Origin of the sequence: Marnyiella aurantia (assembly GCF_014041915.1) — a bacterium.
Lineage (GTDB): Bacteria > Bacteroidota > Bacteroidia > Flavobacteriales > Weeksellaceae > Marnyiella > Marnyiella aurantia.
On sequence record NZ_CP059472.1, the window covers coordinates 276,569 to 298,181 of the forward strand.

A 21,613-nucleotide genomic window follows, 5' to 3' on the forward strand; every position below is an offset into this window, starting at 1 on the left:
TTAATCTAAAACTGCAGAAACCAGATCAGCTTCCGGAAACTGAAATTAAAGTGGTCCGGATCAAGTTTACGCAAAAAAAATATCCCCATAAATGGGGATATTCACTATATATAAAATGAAATTAATTGCGTGTTGTGCCGGCTACATCTTCTACTATGGGATCCTCAGCGATTGCCTTGGTACCCTTTTTCTTAAGAAGGTCGTAAGATACGGCTGAAGCAATAAACCACGTGGAATACGTTCCGAATCCTACACCGATTAGAAGTGCAAACATAAACCCTCTTAAATTTTCGCCGCCAAAAATGAAGATGGCCAGGATTACAAGGAAGGTAGCAAAGGCGGTGTTAAAGGTACGTCCCAGGGTACTGGAGATTGAATCGTTAAACAGATTCTCCAGAGTAAGGGATTTTTTATCCTTTAAATATTCCCGGATTCTGTCAAAGATGATTACCGTATCGTTGATGGAGTACCCCAATACTGTAAGCAGTGCCGCAATAAAGTCCTGATTGATCTCCATACTGAAAGGCATTATATTTCTCAGGATAGAATAAGCACCCAGGATTACGATAGCATCATGGACCAGAGAGGCAATCGCGCCTGTGGAGAACTGCCATCTCTTAAATCGTAAGAGAATATACAGGAAGATACCCACAAGCGCTATTAACAGCGCCATAGCGCCACCGGACTTAATATCGTCGGCAACGGTAGGTCCTACTTTTACTGAACTGATGATCCCGTACGTAGTGTCTTCACCACCTTTAAAGTTCCTGACAGAAGCGTCCGCGGGCAGAAACTGCTTAAGACCCTCGAACAGCTTTTGTTCTACAGCCATATCAGCTTCTACAGATTCCTCATTGATCATATAATCGGTAGTGATCTTGAGTTGGTTGTCCGTACCGAAGGTCTTTACATCAACAGCGTTCTGATCACCGTCCTTGGCAACGAATATCTTCTGCAGACTTTCATCAGCTTCCACAGGATTAACAGATTTGTCGAAACGCACTACATAACTCCGCCCACCGTTAAAGTCTACACCAAATTTAAATCCTTGGGTAAAGATTGATAGCAAACAGATAACAGTAAGTATTGCTGAGAAGATATAGGCAAACTTTCTCTTTCCGATGAAATTAATCCATGTATTACGGAAAAGGTTTTTAGTCATTGGTGTCCAAACGGAAAGACCTTTGCCTTTTTCAAGACGGTTGAAGATCATTACCCTTGTTAAAAGTACACAGGTAAACATTGACATCAGGATACCGATACCCAGGGTTACCGCAAAACCTTTAATAGGACCCGTTCCGAATACATAAAGTACAATTGCAGTAAGCAACGAAGTAATGTTTCCGTCAATAATGGCAGATAATGAGAAGTTGAAACCTTCTTTATAGGCCTCCTTGATATTTTTGCCCAGGAAGAGTTCCTCTTTCGTTCTTTCATAGACGATCACGTTGGCATCAATAGCCATGGCCATCGAAAGCACAATACCGGCAATACCCGGAAGCGTAAGTGTAGCATCTACTGAATCCATAATTCCAATCAGGAAAAACAGGTTAAAGACCATAGCAATAACCGCGTAAACACCCGCTCCACCGTAATAGAAAATCAGGTACACCACAATAATCAGGAACGCAATAATGAATGACCACATACCGGACTGAATAGATTCAGCACCCAGGGATGGCCCTACCACTTCAGCCTGCACGATCTTTGCACCGGCAGGAAGTTTACCCGCGCCAAGTACATTTACGAGATCCTGAGCCTCTTCCTGAGAAAAGTTTCCGGAAATCTGTGTTCTTCCGCTGGGAATAGCTTCGTTTACATTTGGCGCTGTATATACAACGTTATCCAGGGTAACAGCTACCGGCTTTCCAACGTTTTTCTCGGTCATAGTTTTCCAGTCCTTGGCACCTTTGGAATCCATCTGCATGTCCACCACTACTCTGCCCAAATCATCATATCCGATGTTTGCAGATTCTACCGCACCGTCTACAGGTGCTTTTTGTGAAGCGTTGCTGCGGATAGCGTAAAGGACAAGGTTATTCTCGTTTCCTGCATCAGGTTTGTAACCCCAGAAGAAATTTGTGTATTTAATATTTGCCGGCCTTGCATCCTTAGCAATCTGGCTGTTTAATATTTTATTAATGGTAGCTGTGTCGCTCAGTTTAATGTTACCAACTCCGTTTGCAGCCATAGTATTAAGCTGGAGCAGGTTCATCAGGTTCGTCGTTTTCGGAACTCCGATCGAGTCTCCTTTTACGGCGATGATTTGGGAAAGCTGCTCAAAATAAGGAGCAACCTCCTGAAGCTGCTGCACTTCCCAGAACTGTAGTTTTGCGGAAGTCTGAAGCATTTTCTTTACACGGTCGATGTCCTTCACACCCGGCATCTCCACAGAGATACGCCCTGTTCCGGGTACACGCTGCACATTTGGTTGAGTTACGCCCATCTTGTCTATACGCGTACGGATAACCTCGTAAGCTGTTCCGGTAGAAAGCTCAATTCTGTTGCGCACGATTTTCTTAACCTCCTCGTCATTGGTATTGAACCTGATTTCTGTAAGGTTAGGATTACCGAAGATTTCAGGGTCTGCAAGTTTAAGATTAGCACCTTTCTGCTTATTTACAGCATCAAACTCAACGAAAAAGTTATCGATATAAGAGCGGGTTGAATTCTTCTGTACTTCATCTGTACGGTTCAGCGCCTCAATAAGGATTGGATTTTCAGAGTAATTGGTCAGGTTGCTGATAAGGTCCCTTTGGTTGATTTCCAAAAGAACATTAATCCCGCCCTTAAGGTCCAAACCAAGTTTCATCTCTTTTTCCTTGGCACCCGAGTAGTGGAGTTTCGTAAACCCAAGATTAAGAGTGTCTTTGGAAAGCCGGTCCAGCTCCTTTTGGTACTTCACAGGATCACCTGCCGAAATTTCTGTAGCCTGCTTTTCAACCTTACTGGTATACCACGTGGGCAGCAGCTCGTTGATGCAGATTAAGCCTAGAATAACCGCTATAAGCGTAATAAATCCTTTTCCTTGCATTATAATACAACATTAAAATTTAGTCGGCAAATATAATGTTTTTATTAGCACTTTTCACATTATTTTAACATTTACACTTCTTTATTTTACGGTTTTTTGAAGGACTTTCAAGAAAATGTGCATTATATTAATTTTAAATATTTTATTGTAAAATCATCTGCTGAACATCGCTGTAAATTCATAAATAATTATAAATGATGTTATTATGCGAAAATTCTCCTACCTCAGTATTTTCCTGATCAGTATCCTGATTCATTCTCAAACCGTTACTCTTCAGGAATTCAGCACGGGTTTTACAGCCCCGGTCGAGATTACTCACGCCAATGACACACGCCTTTTCGTGGTGCAGCAAACCGGACAGATAAAGATTGTACAGTCTACCGGTGCTGTAAACGCCGGCAACTTTCTGGACATCAGCAGCAAAATTACCTATGGCGGCGAACGCGGTCTGCTGGGACTGGCCTTCCACCCCCAGTACAGTACCAATGGGTACTTTTTTGTATACTATAATGACCTTTCGGGCAATATTACTGTCTCACGTTACAGTGTGAACGCTGGCGATCCCAATATGGCTAATCCGACATCGGAAAAGATACTTCTGAATATCCCAAAACCATTCAGCAACCACAATGGCGGCAGTATTCACTTTGGTGCCGACGGTTTCCTGTATATATCCACCGGTGATGGCGGCAGCGGCGGAGATCCTAATAACAACGGCCAGAATAAGAACGCCTTGCTGGCCAAACTTTTAAGGATTGACGTAAACGCCACAGGACCTTATAATATTCCGGCAGGTAATCCATTTATAGGAGTGGACGGCGCCGATGAAGTCTGGGCCTACGGCCTTCGAAATGCCTGGAAATTCTCCTTTGACCATGTGGCAGGCAATATTATGCTTGCCGACGTGGGCCAAAACCAGATCGAAGAAATTAACAGGATGCCGGTCACCCAGCCCGGAATTAACTATGGCTGGCGGTGTTATGAAGGAAATTCAACGTATAATGCTGCCGGATGTGCTGCAGCTTCCACAATGACCTTTCCGGTAGCCACCTATAACCATTCGGGAGGTAAATGCTCAATAACCGGCGGTTATGTGTACCGGGGAGCACTATATCCGGCATTTACGGGTAAATATTTCTTCGCTGATTACTGCTCAGCTCAAATTGGAATGATGAGTCCGGACAATACAGTCACATGGACAACGGCTTTCAGCGGAAACAACTTTTCTACCTTCGGTCAGGATGCACAGAAAGAACTTTATGTGGGGTCCATCAATAACGGAAAAATTTATAAAGTTACGACTACCACCCTCGGCACTCAGGAAAACGTGGCTGGTGGAGTTAAAATATATCCGAATCCGGCCTCGGGAATAATATCCGTACAAGGTGTAACCGGGACAGATCGGACAGCAGATTTTACCAATGCTGAAGGCCGAATGGTGCATAGAACGAAACTTAACGAGGGCGGCAGTGTTGATATTTCGCGTTTGGTTCCGGGAATCTACTTTGTAAATATTTACGCGGATAATGTGAAGGTGTTTACGGAAAAGTTGATGGTGAAATAAGAAATTATTGTATTATAATTGCTCGGGCTCTGTTGTTATCTTTCGCGGGCGCCTTCTCCATGATTTTGATGTTGTTATCCTTAATCTCCACCAAACCGTCGTCCTGCATTTAGGTCTGTGCGTCAAGCGCAGTCGGTAGCTTCCGAAACGCAGTCTGCCAGTCGACACATTAAGCGCATGATAAGAATCACCTGTAAGATTGATTAAAAATGGTTAGTGTTCACGTCATTTTCTTTAGCAATCCTATAAAAATCTTTCTCTTTCTCCCCTTTCTTCATTTCATTAAAAATAATTTGTATCATTTGTTGTGAATCTTTTGTGTACTGTGAACCCTCTTTTACGTAAATTTTATGTGCTTTAATAATATTAGTTAGTGCATTTTCGTAATCTTCTAAGAACGCAAAACTTCTCCCTAAACCATAGTATCCTTCAGCATAATTTGGATGAAATTTTATCAACTTTTTATAATACTCACCTGAGGTTTTGTAGTCGTGTTTTAGATTATACACTACTGCAATATTCATTAACGCAAAATCTCCTTCCGGAAAAATGTCTAAGGATTTTTGATAAAATTGAATAGCCTCTTCATATTGATCGATTTTCCTATATGACATTGCAATATCATCTAAAGCTAAGACGAAATTAGAATCATTTTTTAACGCTAATTGAAAAGCTTCAATTGCTAATTTATAATTTTCTGCATCCATAAAATCTTTCCCAATTTTATAGGAATTTGTTGCATTTAAATTTTCGGAATACCGATAATACAGTTTGGTCTTTTCTTCAAGTAGAGCATTTTGATCAATACTGCAAATTAATTTTACAATTGAGTCAACTTCAGATAAAGTATTCTTCATCCCATCAACAGTCGAAATTTTCTTAAAATTCTCTTTACGATCAGTTTCTATTAAAGATTCTGTCAATGATTTGGAGATACATTCTATGTAATTCTCATCATTTAAGGTCCTTATTTTTTTGACACATTCGCAAGCTTTTTCCGCCGCTTTTTGCTCTAAAGTCTGACCATAGAAATTAAAACTTACAAATACAATGATAAGTGATATTGCTTTTTTCATAGAGTTATTTACGTTTTTACTGAAAATTGAACATTTCAAATTTACTTTATTAAATATCAATTTCAATAAAAAAAGCAACTTTTACAAGTCGCTTTTTCATTTCTATATTGGATTCCCAAATTAAATCGTCATCGAAAAAATCCGGGTTTCCGGTTTGTTCCGCATCATCCGTAAATCAAAGGTCATGGCTACATTCCTTGTGAATGCCCGGCCCTTCTCCGTGATTTTAATTGCATTTTCGGAGAGCTCCACCAATCCGTCATCCTGCATTTCCTGCAGTGCTTCCAGTGCGTTTGGAAGTTCGGGGAAAGTGCTCTGCCAGTTCCACGACGTCTCCAGTCGGCACATGATGTTCAGGATGTGCTGGCGGATGTTAAGGTCTTCTTCATTCAGGATATGTCCGCGGAATACCGGAATCCTACCTTCGTCTACACGTTTCTGATAATCCTCCACAGTCTTTTCATTCTGCGCAAAGGCATACCACGAATCAGAAATTGCGCTCATACCCAAGCCAATCATCAGCTGAGTCTTACCGGATGAATAGCCCATGAAATTCCGGTGGATGTTGCCTGAAACCATAGACTGGTAAAGATCGTCGTGCGGTAGAGCGAAATGGTCCATCCCAATCTCGATGTATCCGAGTTCTTCGAGCAATCTTTTGCCGTTTTCATACAGTTTACGCTTTTCTTCTCCACTTGGCAGGTCATTTTCATCAAATCCGCGCTGACCAACACCTTTAATCCACGGCACGTGAGCGTAAGAATAGAAAGCCAGACGGTCCGGCTTCAGTTCCAGGGTCCGGTGGATCGTATATTCCATTTTCTCCCAAGTATGGAACGGCAGTCCGAATACCAGGTCATGGGACACACTGGTATAGCCGATTTCGCGCGCCCAGTTGGTCACCCTTTCTACATTTTCAAAGGGTTGGATGCGGTTAATGGCTTTCTGTACCTGAGGATCATAATCCTGAACACCAAAACTGCAGCGACGGAAGCCCAGGTCGTAAAGGGTCTGCAGATGTTCGCGTGAAGTATTGTTTGGATGACCTTCAAAGGAAAATTCAGGATGCTCAGCAATTTCAGCTTTGGCAAAAATACCTTCCAGCAGAGTTTTTAAGTTCTGCGGCGAAAAGAAAGTCGGCGTACCGCCACCCAGATGGAGTTCCTTTATTTTCGGTTTTGCGTCCGGCGATGACTTGTCAGAGGCTAAAAGTTCCAGATAAAGATCCCATTCCTTCAGCACACTTTCCAGGTAAGGAGTTTCTACCGAGTGTTGTTTAGTAATCCTTTTGTGGCAGGCGCAGAAGGTGCAAAGCTGCTCGCAGAACGGCAGGTGGATGTAGATCGAGATTCCTTCAGCATCATTGGATTCGCCAAAAGAGCGGATTACCGAATTCTGCCATTGTTCCGGCGTAAATGCTTCTTCATCCCAAAAAGGAACTGTTGGATATGAAGTATAACGCGGTCCCGGAATATTATATTTATCGATTAGTGAATTCATTGGAAGTTTTTTGATGAAAAATGTCTGTACAGTCGCTGCCGATTTCAGACTGCAAAAATACGAAATAAGTTACGGGTGAGAAATTAACGCTGATGAGATTTGGCAGGCTACAGCTTCAAGTTCATTTTCAAAATTCGGCCTTTTCCGGCAAAAATTATTGTATTCCTGTCAGTCCACTCGCAAACATACAGACCCTTTTCATTGGATATGGTAGTCCATGTCTTGCCAAAGTCTCTGGATAGTTCCACGTTTTGGTCGCCTACAGCTATAATATCTTTTCCCCCGGAGCGCGGCCGGATTTTAACGCAGCTTTTGTAACCTCTGTTTTTTCCTGACGCCTGAACCGTCCAGGTCTGCCCCCCGTCTATGGTGGTTGCTATATTGTTAATGTTTTCGGATTGTTTCGTGTAATCACCACCAACGGCAATACCGAACTTGTCTTTATAAAAATCGATGGCATAAATACCTTGGGAGGAACTTCCCTGGATAAAGGGTGTGTTAAATACGGACCAACTTTCATTTCTTAGGTCTAGCCTGAAAATTCTCGAAGTCGCACCACCGCTAGCAATCCACAGGTAGTTTTTGGACGATGCCATATTGGAATTGCTGGCGGCGAATGCGGCTTCGCCTTTATTCATTTTCGGTTTGCCTTTTTGGTCAGTGATGTACCACTGGTTTTTACCTTTGCGGTTAGAGACCGCGAGTTTCAGATTCAGGTCAGTATCCGGATCACTGAAGGCGTATCCCAGATCATCATTTACGAAATGCAGTGCGTCATAAAATGCGGTTTTTGCAGTGTCCCGTAATACAACCTGTTTTGCCAGTGTCCTTTTATTTATCTTGAACATCAATGCCGGACTTTCGATAGTAATGGCATAAAAATCTGTTTTATTCTGGCCCAGCGTGCGGAACTGAAGTTTTTCATCAGTTAATACCTTTTGCTTTTTATCCCTTGCATCTACCAGACTCACATAACCGAATTTGGATTCGGTACCGGAATACCAAACTTTATGGTCCCAGATCTCCAGTGCGCGGATGGAAATTTTATCTTCAAGCAGGATCTCAGTTTTTACCTGCTGCCCGTTCACACAGAAGACAGATATAATGAAAAGGATTACTATTGATTTCTTTAGCATGGTATAAAAATAAAAAATCCCACCGTAAGGTGGGACAAATATTAATCAGGATTATTTACTTTAGAATGTTTCCGTCCGTACAGGAAGTAGATAACAAAACCTAAGGCCAGCCAGATGGCCAGACGTTCCCAGCTTTCACCCGGCAGTCCTATCATTAAGGTTACGCAGATAATAACGCCTAAAATAGGTACTAACGGTACCAGTGGTACTCGGAATCCGCGCACAGCGTCGGGATTCGTCTTACGCATCACGATTACGCCTATACATACAAGTGAGAATGCGAACAGGGTTCCGATGCTCACCATATGCCCCAGGTCGGATACAGGTACAAATCCTGCAAAAAGGCTTACAAAGATCATGAAGATGATATTCGTTTTCCACGGGGTCTGGCTCTTCTTATGAAGGTCAGAGAAAAACTTTGGCAGGAGCCCGTCCACACTCATACTGTAGAAAACACGGCTCTGACCCATCAGCATCACTAACATTACAGAGGTATAACCCGCGATGATGGCAATGGTAAGTGCAGAGTTGATGAAGGTATATCCCGTACGTGCAAAAGCGGTAGTAACCGGACTGGCATCACCTCTGAAATTCACATAATTTTCAAGCCCTGTTAACACATAGGAGAAGAGTACATATAAAATAGTGCACACAACCAATGAGCCAATAATACCTATAGGCATTCCTTTCTGCGGATTCTTTGCTTCCTGTGCTGCGGTACTTACCGCATCAAAACCGATAAACGCGAAGAACACCACACCCGCTCCCCGCAGAATCCCACTCCAGCCATACTGACCGAAATAATCACTCTGGAAAAAGTCGAAGAAGCCCATTGACCCCTGACTAACCAGTTGCTCACCTTCATTCACCGGAATGAACGGACTGTGGTTATCAGGATTGATAAAGCCCCAGCCAAGTACGATGAACACCAATACAACGGTCACTTTAAGGATAACAAGTACATTGTTAATCAGCGCTGATTCTTTGGTGCCTTTAATCAGTAGTAAGGACAGCAGGCAGACAATCATTATAGCGGGCAGATTCAGCATTCCCGGTGTTTCGTCCCAGGGCCCGTGCAGCAAAGCATTGGGAATTTCTATCCCGAAGGTTAAGAGGAATTTGGCCACATATTGCGACCACGAGGCAGCTACGGTAGCAGCACCTAACGCATACTCCAGCACAAGATCCCAGCCGATGATCCAGGCAATAAATTCACCCATCGTTGCGTAGGAATACGTATAGGCACTCCCTGCCACCGGAATCATGGAAGCAAATTCAGCATAACAGAGACCGGCAAATGCGCAGCCCAGAGCCGCTAATATAAACGAGTATACTACCGCAGGCCCGGCATTATCGGCTGCAGCGATACCCGTAAGCGAGAAAAGTCCGGCACCGATTATGGCTCCGATTCCCAACGCTACAAGTGAGCTGGCGCTTAAGGTTCTTCGAAGTCCTTTTTCCGAATCTTCCGCTGTTCTGAGCAGCTGACTTAGAGATTTTGTTTTCCAGAGGTTTGACATTTCAAATTTTTTAAGAATTTACGAAAGTATAAAAATTTTGCAGTAATTAACATTTTATATGCTTTTTAATGCAGACTTCAATTTCAAAAAATATCTCCACTACAATTTCTTCTGCCGATAATCCAATTGATACCAAACACTTATGTGCGGATTATCTTCCGGAATTTTTATCTTTGGCCCGCATGAATCTCCATGATCTTTTCCTCAAGCCGTATGAGAGTTACGAAACCTCCCAGATTGTTCTGGAGGCCGCTGCCGCCCTGTTTGGGCTGCTGAGTGTTTTCTTCTCGGTTCGCAAAAACATCTGGGTCTACCCCACCGGCATCATCTCAACTGTGCTTTACGTTTATATTCTCCATCAGTTCGGACTGTGGGGCGATATGCTCATCAACGTATATTACAGCATTATGAGTGTATACGGCTGGATTCTCTGGGCCAAAAGTTCAGAAGACCATATTCATGTAAATGTTTCATGGACTGCAAAAAAGGAATGGCTCTTTTCGGCGGTTCTTTTTGCAGTAAGTCTTTTTCTGATTACAGTAGTCTACTACTATAAACCTTTGCTCGACGAAGTTTCTGAAAATCCTGCCGCCGGACTTCAGCATCTGGACTGGGCCAACTGGCTCGATGTCCTTACAACCGCCATTTTCCTGGTGGGCATGTGGCTGATGGCCAAACGCAAGATTGAAAACTGGATTTTCTGGATCATTGGCGACCTGATCTGCGTTCCCATGATGCTTTATAAAGGCCTCGGAATAACATCGGTACAGTATCTGGTCTTTACGGTAATGGCTTACATCGGCTATCTGGAGTGGAAAAACGGCGCTGTCCGCGCAGACATTCCACATAAATCATCATCCGAATAGATCCTGAATTGAGTATATTGCACAGTCTTTCACTTAGCTTAATTCATCTATTATATGCAGAATACAGTTCAGTTTTATAAATACCAGGGTACCGGAAACGATTTCGTGATTATAGACAACCGTGACCTTCAGTTTCCCAAAAACAGTGAACGTATAAAACACCTTTGCGACCGCAGGTTTGGAATTGGTGGCGACGGACTCATCCTTCTGGAAAATGACCCGCAGGCCGATTTCAAAATGGTGTACTATAATGCCGACGGAAATGAAAGTACAATGTGCGGTAACGGCGGACGCTGCCTGGTGGCTTTTGCTCATTTTCTGGATCTGTTTGAAGAGAAAACTACCTTTATAGCTGTCGATGGTCTACATGAAGCTGCAATTAGCAACGGAAACGTAAAACTGAAAATGATTGATGTAGATGAAATCAAAAAAGACGGCGACAGTTCAGTCCTGAATACCGGCTCCCCTCACTTCGTGCAGTTCGTGAATTCTGTCCCGGACTTTCCGGTGTTTACCAAAGGACATGAAATACGTAACAGTCCAGCTTACTGTGCCGAAGGCATCAACGTTAATTTTGTTGAAAAACTTTCGGACAGTTCCATTTTCGTGCGTACTTATGAGCGCGGTGTGGAAGATGAAACCTACAGCTGCGGCACCGGCGCCACGGCCTCAGCCTTGGTTCTGATGCAGGATAAAGATATTCGTTCAGTCAATGTGAAAGTTTTAGGCGGAAATTTGAAGATCTACGCCGAACAACACGGATCTTCGTTCACCGATATCTGGCTTGAAGGACCTGCGGTTCAGGTTTTCAGCGGCAAGATCTCAATTTAGTCATACCAACGTAGCCGGTTTCGTTGGTTAGCGAGTTATTAGATAATGGAACTTCCTCATAATTTTCCTGATAAAGAAAAACGGGATGCGGTCCGCCGGCATATTCAGTCGCTCATTCGCCTTAACTCTGCGGCAGTTCATGAATGGTCCGCAGTAGTAGGTCTTGAATTTGTAGCCGAAAATGAACCCGAAGGTAACGTCTGCTTCGCCCGAAGCCCCGCGATCCGCGATGACTACCGCACCATATTTACGGCTGAAGATCTGCTGGACTATGTGATGGCTGTCTTATATTCTGAAGTATCCGCTCTACCGTCCCTTGATTTTGCTGAAGTGGATGTAAAGGATATCCTGCAGCCCACAGATTCCCAAACCTTTTGGAAACTTGTTCGCAATGGCCGGCAACTGCGTTCAGTCTGACCTGGATTATTTTCATCGTCTGCATTCCGAAGGAATGACCGGCTGATCGTTAATTACCTGTCAACTGTCACAAAGACTCTTCTCTCGGCTGGCATATTCGTTCCTCTATTCTGATGAATCATGGTGTTGCCACCACGGCACAAAATTCGCTTACCGGACTAAAAATGCAAACAAGGACAACACCGGAGCTTGGTTAATCCAATCCCGCAGCAGGTGACATCCTGATTAAATAAATAGACGGAATCGAAGTGAATAAAGCCTTCCACTAACAAAAAATACCGCATTTTTGCACTCGCAAATTCTCGTTGTATAAACTCAGCAAAATTCCAGCTAAATGAAAAAAACAGCAGCAATTCTAATTATCGCCGTTATAATCGTAGGAGGCTTCTTCGGCATCCGTTTCTACAATAAATACTTCGCCGATAATGTAGCCAAAGAAGGTTACTTCCATATCCCTACCGGTGCCAATTTTAACCAGATCCTGGATTCCATAGCTCCATACCTTGAAAACAGGGAAGCTTTTGTTGATGTAGCCAAAGACAAAAGCATGGACCGCTTTTTCCACGCCGGACGGTACCGCGTGCAAAACGGCACCAGTAACACGGACCTTGTAAACATGATTAAAGCCGGTAATCAGACTGAAAATACGTTTCGGATTGGTGATTTTGGTGATGTTTACCAAATGGTTGGGCGTGTATCCAGAAAAACAGAGGTCGATTCACTGAAATTCGTTACCGAACTTAATAAAATTGCCGTTCAGAAAGGCTACAGGAATGCCGAGGACCTCAAGAAATACTTCTTCATCGATACCTACCAGTTTTTCTGGACCGTGAAACCTGAAGAATTCTTTAAGAAATTTGATGACCAGTACAAAGACTTCTGGACAGCCGAACGGATTCAGAAAGAAAAACAAAGCGGACTGACGCGAGACCAGATTTATGCCCTGGCCTCCATCGTTTATAAAGAGTCCGGCGGGAAACCCGACGAGCAGAAAACCATTGCCGGCCTCTATCTGAACCGCTACCGCAAAGGAATGAAACTGCAGAGTGACCCTACGGTAATTTATGCCATTAACAAAGAATCCAATTTCACTACGCCCATCCGCCGGGTCCTTTACAAGCACCTCAGGCACCCTTCGCCATATAATACATATGCCAACGCCGGCATACCACCCGGACCCATCTGCATTACCGATAAAAATTCAGTGGATGCCGTGCTGCATGCGGAAAATAACAATTACATTTTCATGGCTGCAGATCCGGACCGTTTTGGCTTCCACCGCTTCACAGCCAGCGATGCCGAGCATGTGAAAAACGCCCGTGATTATCAGGCCTGGCTTAATTCCCGCGAAATAAAATAGCTTTTAACAAAGATTAACAGCAATACGCTTTAACAAAATTAACTTTAGAGCGTCTTATTGGTTAACCGGATTTTCAAATCCGCACAGAAATACATTATTTTTTTTGAATATAAAAAAAACGAACGGGCACTATAATCAGAGTTTTGCCCATGCAAATTATTTTACAAAATGGTAAAAACAGAAATTAATCAGATTCTCACCAGAAAAGTCCTCGGACTTACCTTCGTACTCTCGGCGGCAGCTTTTGCATTTGCCCAGGAAAAAATTACAATAACATCCACTGTAGTGGACCGGGAAAATACTCCTGTGCCTTACGCCTCGGTGACATTTACAAATAAAGCAAATCCTGCTTTCAGCGACGCTGCTCTTGCAGATGACAAGGGATTCTATACTTTGCAGCTTGTACCCGGAAATTACGATGTTACTGTAGAAGCCATTAATTTCAAGAAATCGACCGTTGCAAGACAGATCACGACCGGCGGAACAATGGAGACCATTTCAATTGAAGAAGAGGAAACCGGTTCGGTAGTGGCACCCACTCAGGAAATTGAAGGCGTTACGCTTACCGTACAGGCTACAAGGCCTTACCGCGTAGAGCTCGACAAAAAAGTATACGATCCTTCCACAGATATCATCTCAAAAGGCGGAAATCTACAGGATGTACTTACCAATGTACCTTCAGTTTCTGTAGAAACCGACGGTACCGTTTCCATGCGTGGTAACTCTAACGTCCGTTTCCTCATCAACGGAAAACCTTCTGCCCTTCTCGGAATCGACAGCGGTGCCAACGCGCTTCAGTCCATTCCTGCCGACCAGATTGAGCGTATTGAGGTAATCACCAACCCTTCCTCTAAATTCGAAGCCAGCGGTACAGCGGGTATCCTGAACATCATCCTGAAAAATTCCAAAGGAATGGGTTTCAACGGAAGTGTGACAGGCAGTATAGGCTACTTGCCCACCACCAACCTGAATACCAACCTGAGCTGGCGTAAAGGAAGCTGGACCTGGTTCCTGAACGGCGGTGGTGGCTATCGCGAGGGCGAGGGCCGTAATGAAAATAACACCCGTTTCTTCGATCCGGTTACCGGCGCTACCACATCCTATTACGAGCAAAACTCACTTAACAAAAGTGAGAACGATAACTACAATGCTACCGCCGGATTTTCTGTAGATATTACGGACCGTACCTCCTTTAACCTGTCAGGTATGGGTAGAGCTTATAAAAGCTTCAGCGATAATAATGTAGACAATATCACTTACAATGCCGCACGTATCGTGGATGATTTTACACAGACCAATGCCCTTGGTAACAGCAGGAACTTCACCATTCAGGGCGATGCCGGACTGGATCATAAATTTAATGACAACGGTCACAATATTTACCTGAGCTTAAGTGTTCAGCAAAGCGACAACAGGTCCAATGAGAAATCCACAGAACTGGATAACCTGGTACCTCGTTATGAGTCTCAGGGAAACAACCACACCGTCAATAAAGCGGTGATCGGTAAAATTGACTATGAACTGCCTGTGGGTGAGGTTTCCAAAATCGAAGCCGGATACCGTTTTGACAGTAATAACAATGACTACGACTTCCTGAACCGTGAAACCAATGACCAATTTATAATGCAAACTGTGAATGGTTTCAGCGGGAACACGGGTTACAGTGAAACGATTAACGCGGCTTACGCACAGTTCAAAAGTAAGGTGAACAAATTGGGCTATCAGTTAGGTCTTCGTGCTGAGCATTCAGACATTGGTATCGATTACCTGAGCCTGAGTGGAGATGCGTCCAGCAAGGACAAGAATTATATCGGATTTTTCCCAAGTGCCTTCCTGAGCTATGATTTGGGCAGCACCAACAACCAGCTGTTACTGAACTATTCCAGAAGGATCAACAGACCCCGCTCATGGTTCCTTATTCCCTACCCGACTTCCCTGGCCAACCGCCAGAACCTCTTCCGCGGTAACGAAGACCTGAACCCCGAGTATATAGATTCATTCGAATTGGGTTATGCCATCCAGAAGCGTAAGATTACAATCAACCCCACTTTATACTACCGTTCAACCAAGGACGAAACGAGGTTTGTGGTAATGAGTGAATCTCCGGGATCAAAAATTCTTATAACAAAACCTTTTAATATCGGAAATGAATATCAGTATGGACTGGACCTGAACGCTACGGCAGATTTACTGCCCTGGTGGAAGATCATGGCCAGCGCCGATCTTTTCGGTTATCAGTCGGAAGGTGAATACTATGACGCCACCACGATGGCCAAACCATTACCTTTTGACGGTTCAGGTTTCTCTACCAGATTCAGGCTTACGAATACATTTAAGGTAGACAAAACCCTGAATATGCAGCTTCAGGGCTTCTACAGAGGGGGTCAGGAAACCGCGTCCAGCATCACCAAGCCCATGTACGTGCTTAACTTTGGTGCCAACAAAACGGTGCTGGACGGCAATGGCACTTTGGCCTTCAACATCCAGGACATCCTGGGAACCCGCGGACGGGAATCTACCAATTTTGGTACCGGCTTCGAAAGAGAGTCTATGATGCGCTGGAATCCCCGCACCTTCAACCTCTCCTTCACCTACCGGTTCAAGCAGGGTGAGAAAGTGGAACAGCCAAAACGCAAAAAGGACATCAACAACAACTCCTCGGGCGACGACGACATGCAGGGCCCAATGTAACACAGATCAGGACGAAAGTCCTGATTTTTTTTTGGTATTTGATAAATATAATTGAGTTGTCGCTTTTTGGAAATACATCTCCGACTTCAAAGAAAATTCAATCCTTCGCGAAATCCAGAAAGCAAAGGTCCGCTGCAGCATCAACTCCCTCCGGAACCTGCTGCACTCCGACTTCTGCGAAATGTACGATCCGTTCAAAGATTACTTCGAAAATTTGCCGGAATATACGGGTGATAAAGACCACATCGAAGAATTGGCCTTAACGATTACCACTACTAAACCCGACCTCTGGAAGGAATGTTTCAAAAAATGGTTTGTGGCGATGGTTGCCTGTGTTCTGGACGAAAAGCAAATCAACCAGGCCGTAATCGTCTTTTCAGGCAAACAGGGACTCGGAAAAACAACCTGGATAGAAAAACTAATGCCCCGGCAACTCAAACAGTATATCTTCTCTGGAACCGTAAACCCTAATAATAAAGACACTCTAATCCATTTGGCAGAATGCATGCTCATCAACCTGGACGAGCTCGAAAACCTTAACCGTACTGAAATCGGTTCCCTCAAAGAACTCATCACCAAAACCCATATCCGTATGAGAAAAGCCTACGGCCACAACAACGACAACATGCCACGCCGTGCCAGCTTCGCCGGCAGCGTAAATACTGCCCAGTTCCTTAACGACACCACCGGCTCCCGTCGCTTCCTCTGCTTCGAGCTCGAGCATATTGAATATCAGCATCAAGTAGATATAAACCTGTGCTATGCTCAGGCATATAAACTCTACCAGAAAGGCTTCCGCCATTGGTTCAACCAGGAAGAAATCAAAGACATTAACGCGAACAACGAGCAGTACCAATTAATGAGCCCGGAAGAAGAACTGTTACTGACTTGGTTTGAACCTGCTACAAGAGAAACAGGAAACGCTTTCCTGAATGCTTCTCAAATTGGGGTCCGCCTGGCAACGGTTGCGAATATAAATGTGACAGACGGAACTGTCAATAAATTGGGCAAAGCATTAAAAAAACATGGCTTTACACGAATAGTAAGAAATAAAAGCTACTTCTACGTCGTAAATGTTCTGGATGTTGATGAAGTAGACAGAAGAGCGCGGAAAAAAGAACATATTGAAACCGATAATTCCGAGGTCGGAAAGTTGCCGTACAGATTTCCGAATTAATAATCATTTTCTTTAAAAGCAGCCATAAAATTTACAGCCTTTAAAAGCAGTGCCAAAAGCACTGCTTTTCTTTATTTTATGGCAGTAAGGGCAGTAACCACTTTTGGGCAAAAAACTTTTTTTTATTTTTTCTTGAAAAAAAACATATGAATAATACAACTTCCGAAGCAAACTAAAACACCCATTTCATTGTGCTGCATTCCACTTCCTAAGATTAATAGGTAAATTTTTGAACTAAAAAATAAATATTTTCTTTTGCTAAAGTTTGCTTACGTCCTTACTCCCTTTTTACACTTCATTCTTTTTCATTAAATTGCGCTATTGCTATTTCTTAGTGATGAATCTTTATCAGTATATGTAAAAATATGAATTTAGGGCAACGATCAAGGAATAAGATTATTGTACTCACAGAAGAACCGGAAAACTTGATTTTTCTGGATCTCGGCGCTGCAATTTCCTTAGCATTACAAAATATTCAGGATAAAAAAGACATCTCAAACTTGGCACTTCACAAATTAGAGCTGCTCTTTAGTCAACACACCCTACAAATGGATGATCAGACTTATTATTTAGCTTTGAAAAACATCGGGATACTTTTTGAGAAGGAGCTTAATCTCGATATACCTAAAATAGTGGATAGATTTTCACAAAACAATATATTGTTCATAAAATGGGAAGGTATCATAGAAAAAGGCAATTTATTCTTCCTAACCAAAGAGAAAGGAATTAAACTAAACATCAATAACCTCAGTTATACCACAATATGAAATATAAGGACATTATAAGTTTTGAACCGATTACCGAAGTAGTTAAGTTTAGTAGGACTACAGATAGAGAATACCAGGAAGCACTGATCAAATCATTCGTATTTTCAGATACTTTTAAAGATTATTTGGTACCGTTAATGGTCAGTAATCTCGATTTTAACGGCTCCAACGAAATATTTGGTCTTCAGGTAGTGGGTAATTACGGGACAGGTAAATCACATTTAATGTCATTGATTTCACTGATCGCTGAAGATGAAACCTTGCTAAATCTCGTAAGCGATGATGGTGTTAAATCGAAAATACAACCCATTGCAGGAAAATTTAAGGTATTGCGTTTTGAATTGGGAAACAGGGAAAGTCTGTGGGATGTGATAACTTTTCAGTTAACAAATTATCTTAAATCAGTGGGCGTTGATTTTTCTTTCGACGGCCACGGCCCAAAATCTTACTTTGAAAAACTCATGCTGATGATGGCTGAGTTTGAGGAGAAATATCCGGATAAAGGTTTAATGTTGGTTATTGATGAGATGTTGGCTTACTTAAAAAGCCGGGGTACTGCGGATAAGCTGAGTGATGACTTAACCGTCCTCCAGGCGCTGGGTCAGGCATGTGACCGCTCAAAATTTAAATTTGTTTTTGGCGTCCAGGAAATGATTTATCATGCTCCTGAATTCCAGTTTGCCTCTGAAATGTTGCGCAAAGTAAAAGACAGATACAAGGACATAAAAATCACAAAAGATGACGTAGCTTTCATTGTTAAAAACAGGCTTCTCCGTAAAGATGAGCATCAGAAACAAATGGTAAAGGATCACTTGGATCCCTTTCTCAAGCTTTTTACCGATATGCATGCAAGGACGCAGGACTATATTGAGCTGTTCCCGGTTCATCCCACATACTTTGAGAATTTTGAAAAGATTAAGATTGCAAAAAGTCAGCGCGAGATTCTGAAAACTTTATCCGGTCAGTTCGAGGAAATATTGGAGATGGAAATTCCCAAAGACAATCCAGGCATACTGACTTATGACAGGTATTGGGAGGATATGCAGAAGGATCAGTCCTTAATGTCGGAACCTGATATCAGAAAAGTAAAAGAAATAACAGATACAGTAAGAGATAAAATTGACACCTACTTTACCGGTGCAAGGGCATCGAAAATCGAAGTGGCAAAAAGGATTACAAATGCATGTGCAATTAAGGTGCTGCAGCAGGAGCTTCAGAAGCAGAACGGCACAAATGCAGAGCATCTAGTCGACGATTTATGCTTAACGGACAAATTGGCTTCAGACAGGGATTTTCTTATTGATGTAATTGATACAGCCGCACAACAGATTATCACTGCCACTTCTGGCCAGTATTTCGATAAGAATGCGGATAATGCCGAATACCACTTAAGGATTGAAGGAGGAATCAATTTTGACCAGAAAATTAAAGACTATGCCGCGACGATGGCAGATGCTCAGAAAGATGAATACTTCTTTAAATTCCTTGAAATTAATCTTCCTTTAGACTATGACACCTACCGTACAGGTTTCCGTATTTGGGAGCACACCGTAGAGTGGAAATCACACAAAACCTACCGCGAAGGATATATCTTCTTTGGAAATCCAAATGAGAAATCGACAACGCATCCGCGGCAGCATTTCTACATGTATTTCATGCCAATATTTGATGCTCAGAAGAAACTTCGGAATCATGATGAGGACGAAGTATATTTTATTTTCGATAACCTTTCTGCGGAGTTTAAAAATGCAGTGACGCTCTACGGGGCGGCCCTGTCATTGGAAGTAAGGGCAGACAGTTCCCAGAAACCAATCTATCGGCAGAAAATTGATGAACTGAACAAGAAAGCCCGTGATCTCTTCAATCAGGAATATGTTCAGATCACCAGTGTAGACTATATGGGAAAAGAGCTTCCCTTGAGTGGCTACCCCTTACCAGGGGCAGGGGCTTCAAAAGAACAGGTCTTTTCCGAAGTGGCTTCATTGGTCTTTGAGGAATGGTTTGATAATGAAAGACCGGATTATCCAAAATTTACCCAGCTAAATACACCCGTTACTAAAGACAATTACATACGGCTGGTAAAACAGGCGCTGCTTAAAATTGCAAATCCAGAGCAGTCAAACCGTGATGGCGAGGGGATCCTGTCGGGCTTAGGATTATGGATTCCCGGAATGCTCAGTTACGACAATTCACCCTATGCACAGAGTCTGTTGCAGATGCTCAGGGCGAAAGGTGATGGTATGGTCCTCAACAAAGACGAAATGATGGAGTTCGTAGAACGAAGCAATAACTTGTGGCTCACCAAAGATTACCACATCGAAGCGGAACTGCAGTTCGTAGTGATGAGTGCATTGGCCGCACTGGGTGAAATTGAAATTACACTCAATTCCGGAAAAAGCATCAATTCAACAAACCTTAGTGATCTCAAAGATTTGCTTCCTCAGGATTTCTATTCGTTTACTCATATCAAACAGCCCAAAGGGCTCAATCTGGCAGCACTGAAACTCTTGTTCACCAATCTCCTCGGCAGGGATTTGAGTGCCCATCTTAAGGATCCTTCCACGTACACGGCATTGGTCGGCTCCGCAACCGACTGGGCAAAACGCACCGTTTCTTTATTAAGTAAAATTCAGGGGGGATATATGTTCAAGGGGATTGAAATTATTTCTCCCCTCCAGGCTTCGGATTACCGGATTCACTTCACCGCGTTCTCCGGCCTCTGTGACAAACTCGCTGGCTATACATCTGAAGCAAAAATTAAAAACTTTGCCTATACAGTAGAGGACTTAAACAGACTCCTCCCGGTAAAAACCACGGTGGAATCCTTGGAGAATCAGCTGGCAGAACTCGGCCTCCTGAACGAAGATCTTTCTTATCTGCAGCAGGCGCGCCAATATGTCACGGATCCCGAATTTAAAGCAAAAATAGACCATACGGTTGCGCAGCTTCCTGCGGTAGTAGAATCCGGCAGTAAAAAAGAAATGGAAAAGTTCAGGAGTGAACTCAGTAAATTAAAAAATGAATATGCAGAATGGTACCTGTCGCTGTATCTCAAATACAGGATAAGCGAACGTGATGATACGCAGAAACAGGCACTCCTGAATTCTGAGAATCTTGCAGTGTGCACAATTCTTAAGGATGCAGATTTTCTTTCCGCGGGTCAGTATTATGCCTGGAACACAAGCATGCACCAGCTGAAAGTGGCGGACACCAAAGTTAATAAAGCCGCTGTACTTGCTGTGCCATACCAGGATTTCAACCCTCTGGAATACACCGGCGGACAGGTAATTTCCGTCGAATCAATGAAACACCAGCTTTCAGAGATCCTTACACAATGGACAGATGTCCTGTTGGAAACAATGGAGGATCCAATGGTAAAAAGAAAATTCAGCCTCTTGGATCAGGACGATCGGGAATTGCTGGCAGATTTCCAGTCAGGGAAAACCAAACTGTCAAAAGACAATGCATTACAGATAAGAAATGCAGTAATGGATCTCCACAAAGGACTGGAAAAAGTGGAACTGGATTTTGAAGCGATTAAAAATACCTTCAACAGACCACTTACTCCGGATGACGCAGTACAGGTATTCAAAGAATACATAGACGTAATCACAAAGGGAAAGGAACGCGAGAAGATCCGCATTATCCTGAAATAGCTTACCTATATAAAATTA

14 protein-coding genes are annotated in these 21,613 nt (G+C 43.1%); 9 read left to right on the forward strand and 5 right to left on the reverse strand.

The window, feature by feature from the left end; translation table 11 throughout:
• Positions 1–121 precede the first annotated feature (121 nt).
• Entirely contained in the window at positions 122–3,034 is a 2,913-nt protein-coding gene (gene secD, locus H1R16_RS01330) for a protein translocase subunit SecD (RefSeq protein WP_181886032.1), read from the reverse strand.
• Positions 3,035–3,239: 205 nt separating this feature from the next.
• Between secD and H1R16_RS01335 the strand changes: the two genes are divergently transcribed.
• Positions 3,240–4,598 (forward strand): PQQ-dependent sugar dehydrogenase, encoded by a 1,359-nt coding sequence (locus H1R16_RS01335; RefSeq protein WP_181886031.1) that lies wholly within the window; start codon positions 3,240–3,242, stop codon positions 4,596–4,598.
• Positions 4,599–4,801: 203 nt separating this feature from the next.
• On the opposite strand, the gene H1R16_RS01340 is transcribed toward H1R16_RS01335, so the two are convergent.
• The 4 genes from H1R16_RS01340 to H1R16_RS01355 all read right to left on the reverse strand — a co-directional run bounded on the left by H1R16_RS01340 (position 4,802) and on the right by H1R16_RS01355 (position 9,830).
• Complete coding sequence (locus H1R16_RS01340) at positions 4,802–5,674, reverse strand: tetratricopeptide repeat protein (RefSeq protein ID WP_181886030.1); 873 nt, start codon at positions 5,672–5,674, stop codon at positions 4,802–4,804.
• A 120-nt stretch (positions 5,675–5,794) separates the two neighbouring features.
• Positions 5,795–7,174 carry an oxygen-independent coproporphyrinogen III oxidase gene (hemN, locus tag H1R16_RS01345; protein WP_181886029.1) on the reverse strand — a complete coding sequence of 460 codons (1,380 nt, stop codon included), beginning with the start codon at positions 7,172–7,174 and terminating at the stop codon, positions 5,795–5,797.
• Positions 7,175–7,281: 107 nt separating this feature from the next.
• Positions 7,282–8,310, reverse strand: a complete 1,029-nt coding sequence (locus tag H1R16_RS01350; RefSeq protein ID WP_181886028.1) for a WD40/YVTN/BNR-like repeat-containing protein — start codon at positions 8,308–8,310, stop codon at positions 7,282–7,284.
• Between the two features lie 41 nt (positions 8,311–8,351).
• A complete protein-coding gene (locus H1R16_RS01355) occupies positions 8,352–9,830 on the reverse strand; it encodes an amino acid permease (protein ID WP_181886027.1) in 1,479 nt (492 codons plus the stop codon).
• Between the two features lie 182 nt (positions 9,831–10,012).
• Here H1R16_RS01355 and pnuC point away from each other — a divergent pair, with 182 nt between their 5' ends.
• The 8 genes from pnuC to H1R16_RS01395 all read left to right on the forward strand — a co-directional run bounded on the left by pnuC (position 10,013) and on the right by H1R16_RS01395 (position 21,595).
• Positions 10,013–10,696, forward strand: a complete 684-nt coding sequence (gene pnuC, locus H1R16_RS01360) for a nicotinamide riboside transporter PnuC (protein ID WP_181886764.1) — start codon at positions 10,013–10,015, stop codon at positions 10,694–10,696.
• Between the two features lie 54 nt (positions 10,697–10,750).
• On the forward strand, positions 10,751–11,527 hold the full coding sequence (gene dapF / locus H1R16_RS01365) for a diaminopimelate epimerase (RefSeq protein ID WP_181886026.1): 777 nt from the start codon (positions 10,751–10,753) through the stop codon (positions 11,525–11,527).
• Between the two features lie 45 nt (positions 11,528–11,572).
• Entirely contained in the window at positions 11,573–11,944 is a 372-nt protein-coding gene (locus H1R16_RS01370; protein ID WP_181886025.1) for a hypothetical protein, read from the forward strand.
• A gap of 334 nt (positions 11,945–12,278) precedes the next feature.
• Positions 12,279–13,304 carry an endolytic transglycosylase MltG gene (gene mltG, locus H1R16_RS01375; protein WP_181886024.1) on the forward strand — a complete coding sequence of 342 codons (1,026 nt, stop codon included), beginning with the start codon at positions 12,279–12,281 and terminating at the stop codon, positions 13,302–13,304.
• 168 nt (positions 13,305–13,472) lie between these two features.
• Positions 13,473–15,995 (forward strand): TonB-dependent receptor, encoded by a 2,523-nt coding sequence (locus H1R16_RS01380; protein ID WP_181886023.1) that lies wholly within the window; start codon positions 13,473–13,475, stop codon positions 15,993–15,995.
• Positions 15,996–16,176: 181 nt separating this feature from the next.
• The gene (locus tag H1R16_RS01385; protein ID WP_228451034.1) at positions 16,177–17,172 is read left to right on the forward strand and encodes a VapE domain-containing protein; all 996 of its coding nucleotides are present in this window, start codon (positions 16,177–16,179) and stop codon (positions 17,170–17,172) included.
• Between the two features lie 365 nt (positions 17,173–17,537).
• Positions 17,538–17,939, forward strand: a complete 402-nt coding sequence (locus tag H1R16_RS01390) for a hypothetical protein (protein ID WP_181886022.1) — start codon at positions 17,538–17,540, stop codon at positions 17,937–17,939.
• Positions 17,936–21,595 carry a DUF6079 family protein gene (locus tag H1R16_RS01395; protein WP_181886021.1) on the forward strand — a complete coding sequence of 1,220 codons (3,660 nt, stop codon included), beginning with the start codon at positions 17,936–17,938 and terminating at the stop codon, positions 21,593–21,595. The genes H1R16_RS01390 and H1R16_RS01395 overlap by 4 nt, the downstream gene beginning before the upstream one ends.
• The last annotated feature ends 18 nt before the right edge of the window (positions 21,596–21,613 follow it).

Coding starts and splice junctions, on each gene's coding strand:
- pnuC (WP_181886764.1), top strand. CDS start 10,013: ATGAATCTCCATGATCTTTTCCTCAAGCCGTATGAGAGTTACGAAACC.
- hemN (WP_181886029.1), bottom strand. CDS start 7,174: ATGAATTCACTAATCGATAAATATAATATTCCGGGACCGCGTTATACT.
- H1R16_RS01335 (WP_181886031.1), top strand. CDS start 3,240: ATGCGAAAATTCTCCTACCTCAGTATTTTCCTGATCAGTATCCTGATT.
- H1R16_RS01370 (WP_181886025.1), top strand. CDS start 11,573: ATGGAACTTCCTCATAATTTTCCTGATAAAGAAAAACGGGATGCGGTC.
- H1R16_RS01380 (WP_181886023.1), top strand. CDS start 13,473: ATGGTAAAAACAGAAATTAATCAGATTCTCACCAGAAAAGTCCTCGGA.
- H1R16_RS01390 (WP_181886022.1), top strand. CDS start 17,538: ATGAATTTAGGGCAACGATCAAGGAATAAGATTATTGTACTCACAGAA.
- H1R16_RS01385 (WP_228451034.1), top strand. CDS start 16,177: ATGTACGATCCGTTCAAAGATTACTTCGAAAATTTGCCGGAATATACG.
- H1R16_RS01350 (WP_181886028.1), bottom strand. CDS start 8,310: ATGCTAAAGAAATCAATAGTAATCCTTTTCATTATATCTGTCTTCTGT.
- H1R16_RS01340 (WP_181886030.1), bottom strand. CDS start 5,674: ATGAAAAAAGCAATATCACTTATCATTGTATTTGTAAGTTTTAATTTC.
- H1R16_RS01355 (WP_181886027.1), bottom strand. CDS start 9,830: ATGTCAAACCTCTGGAAAACAAAATCTCTAAGTCAGCTGCTCAGAACA.
- secD (WP_181886032.1), bottom strand. CDS start 3,034: ATGCAAGGAAAAGGATTTATTACGCTTATAGCGGTTATTCTAGGCTTA.
- H1R16_RS01395 (WP_181886021.1), top strand. CDS start 17,936: ATGAAATATAAGGACATTATAAGTTTTGAACCGATTACCGAAGTAGTT.
- dapF (WP_181886026.1), top strand. CDS start 10,751: ATGCAGAATACAGTTCAGTTTTATAAATACCAGGGTACCGGAAACGAT.
- mltG (WP_181886024.1), top strand. CDS start 12,279: ATGAAAAAAACAGCAGCAATTCTAATTATCGCCGTTATAATCGTAGGA.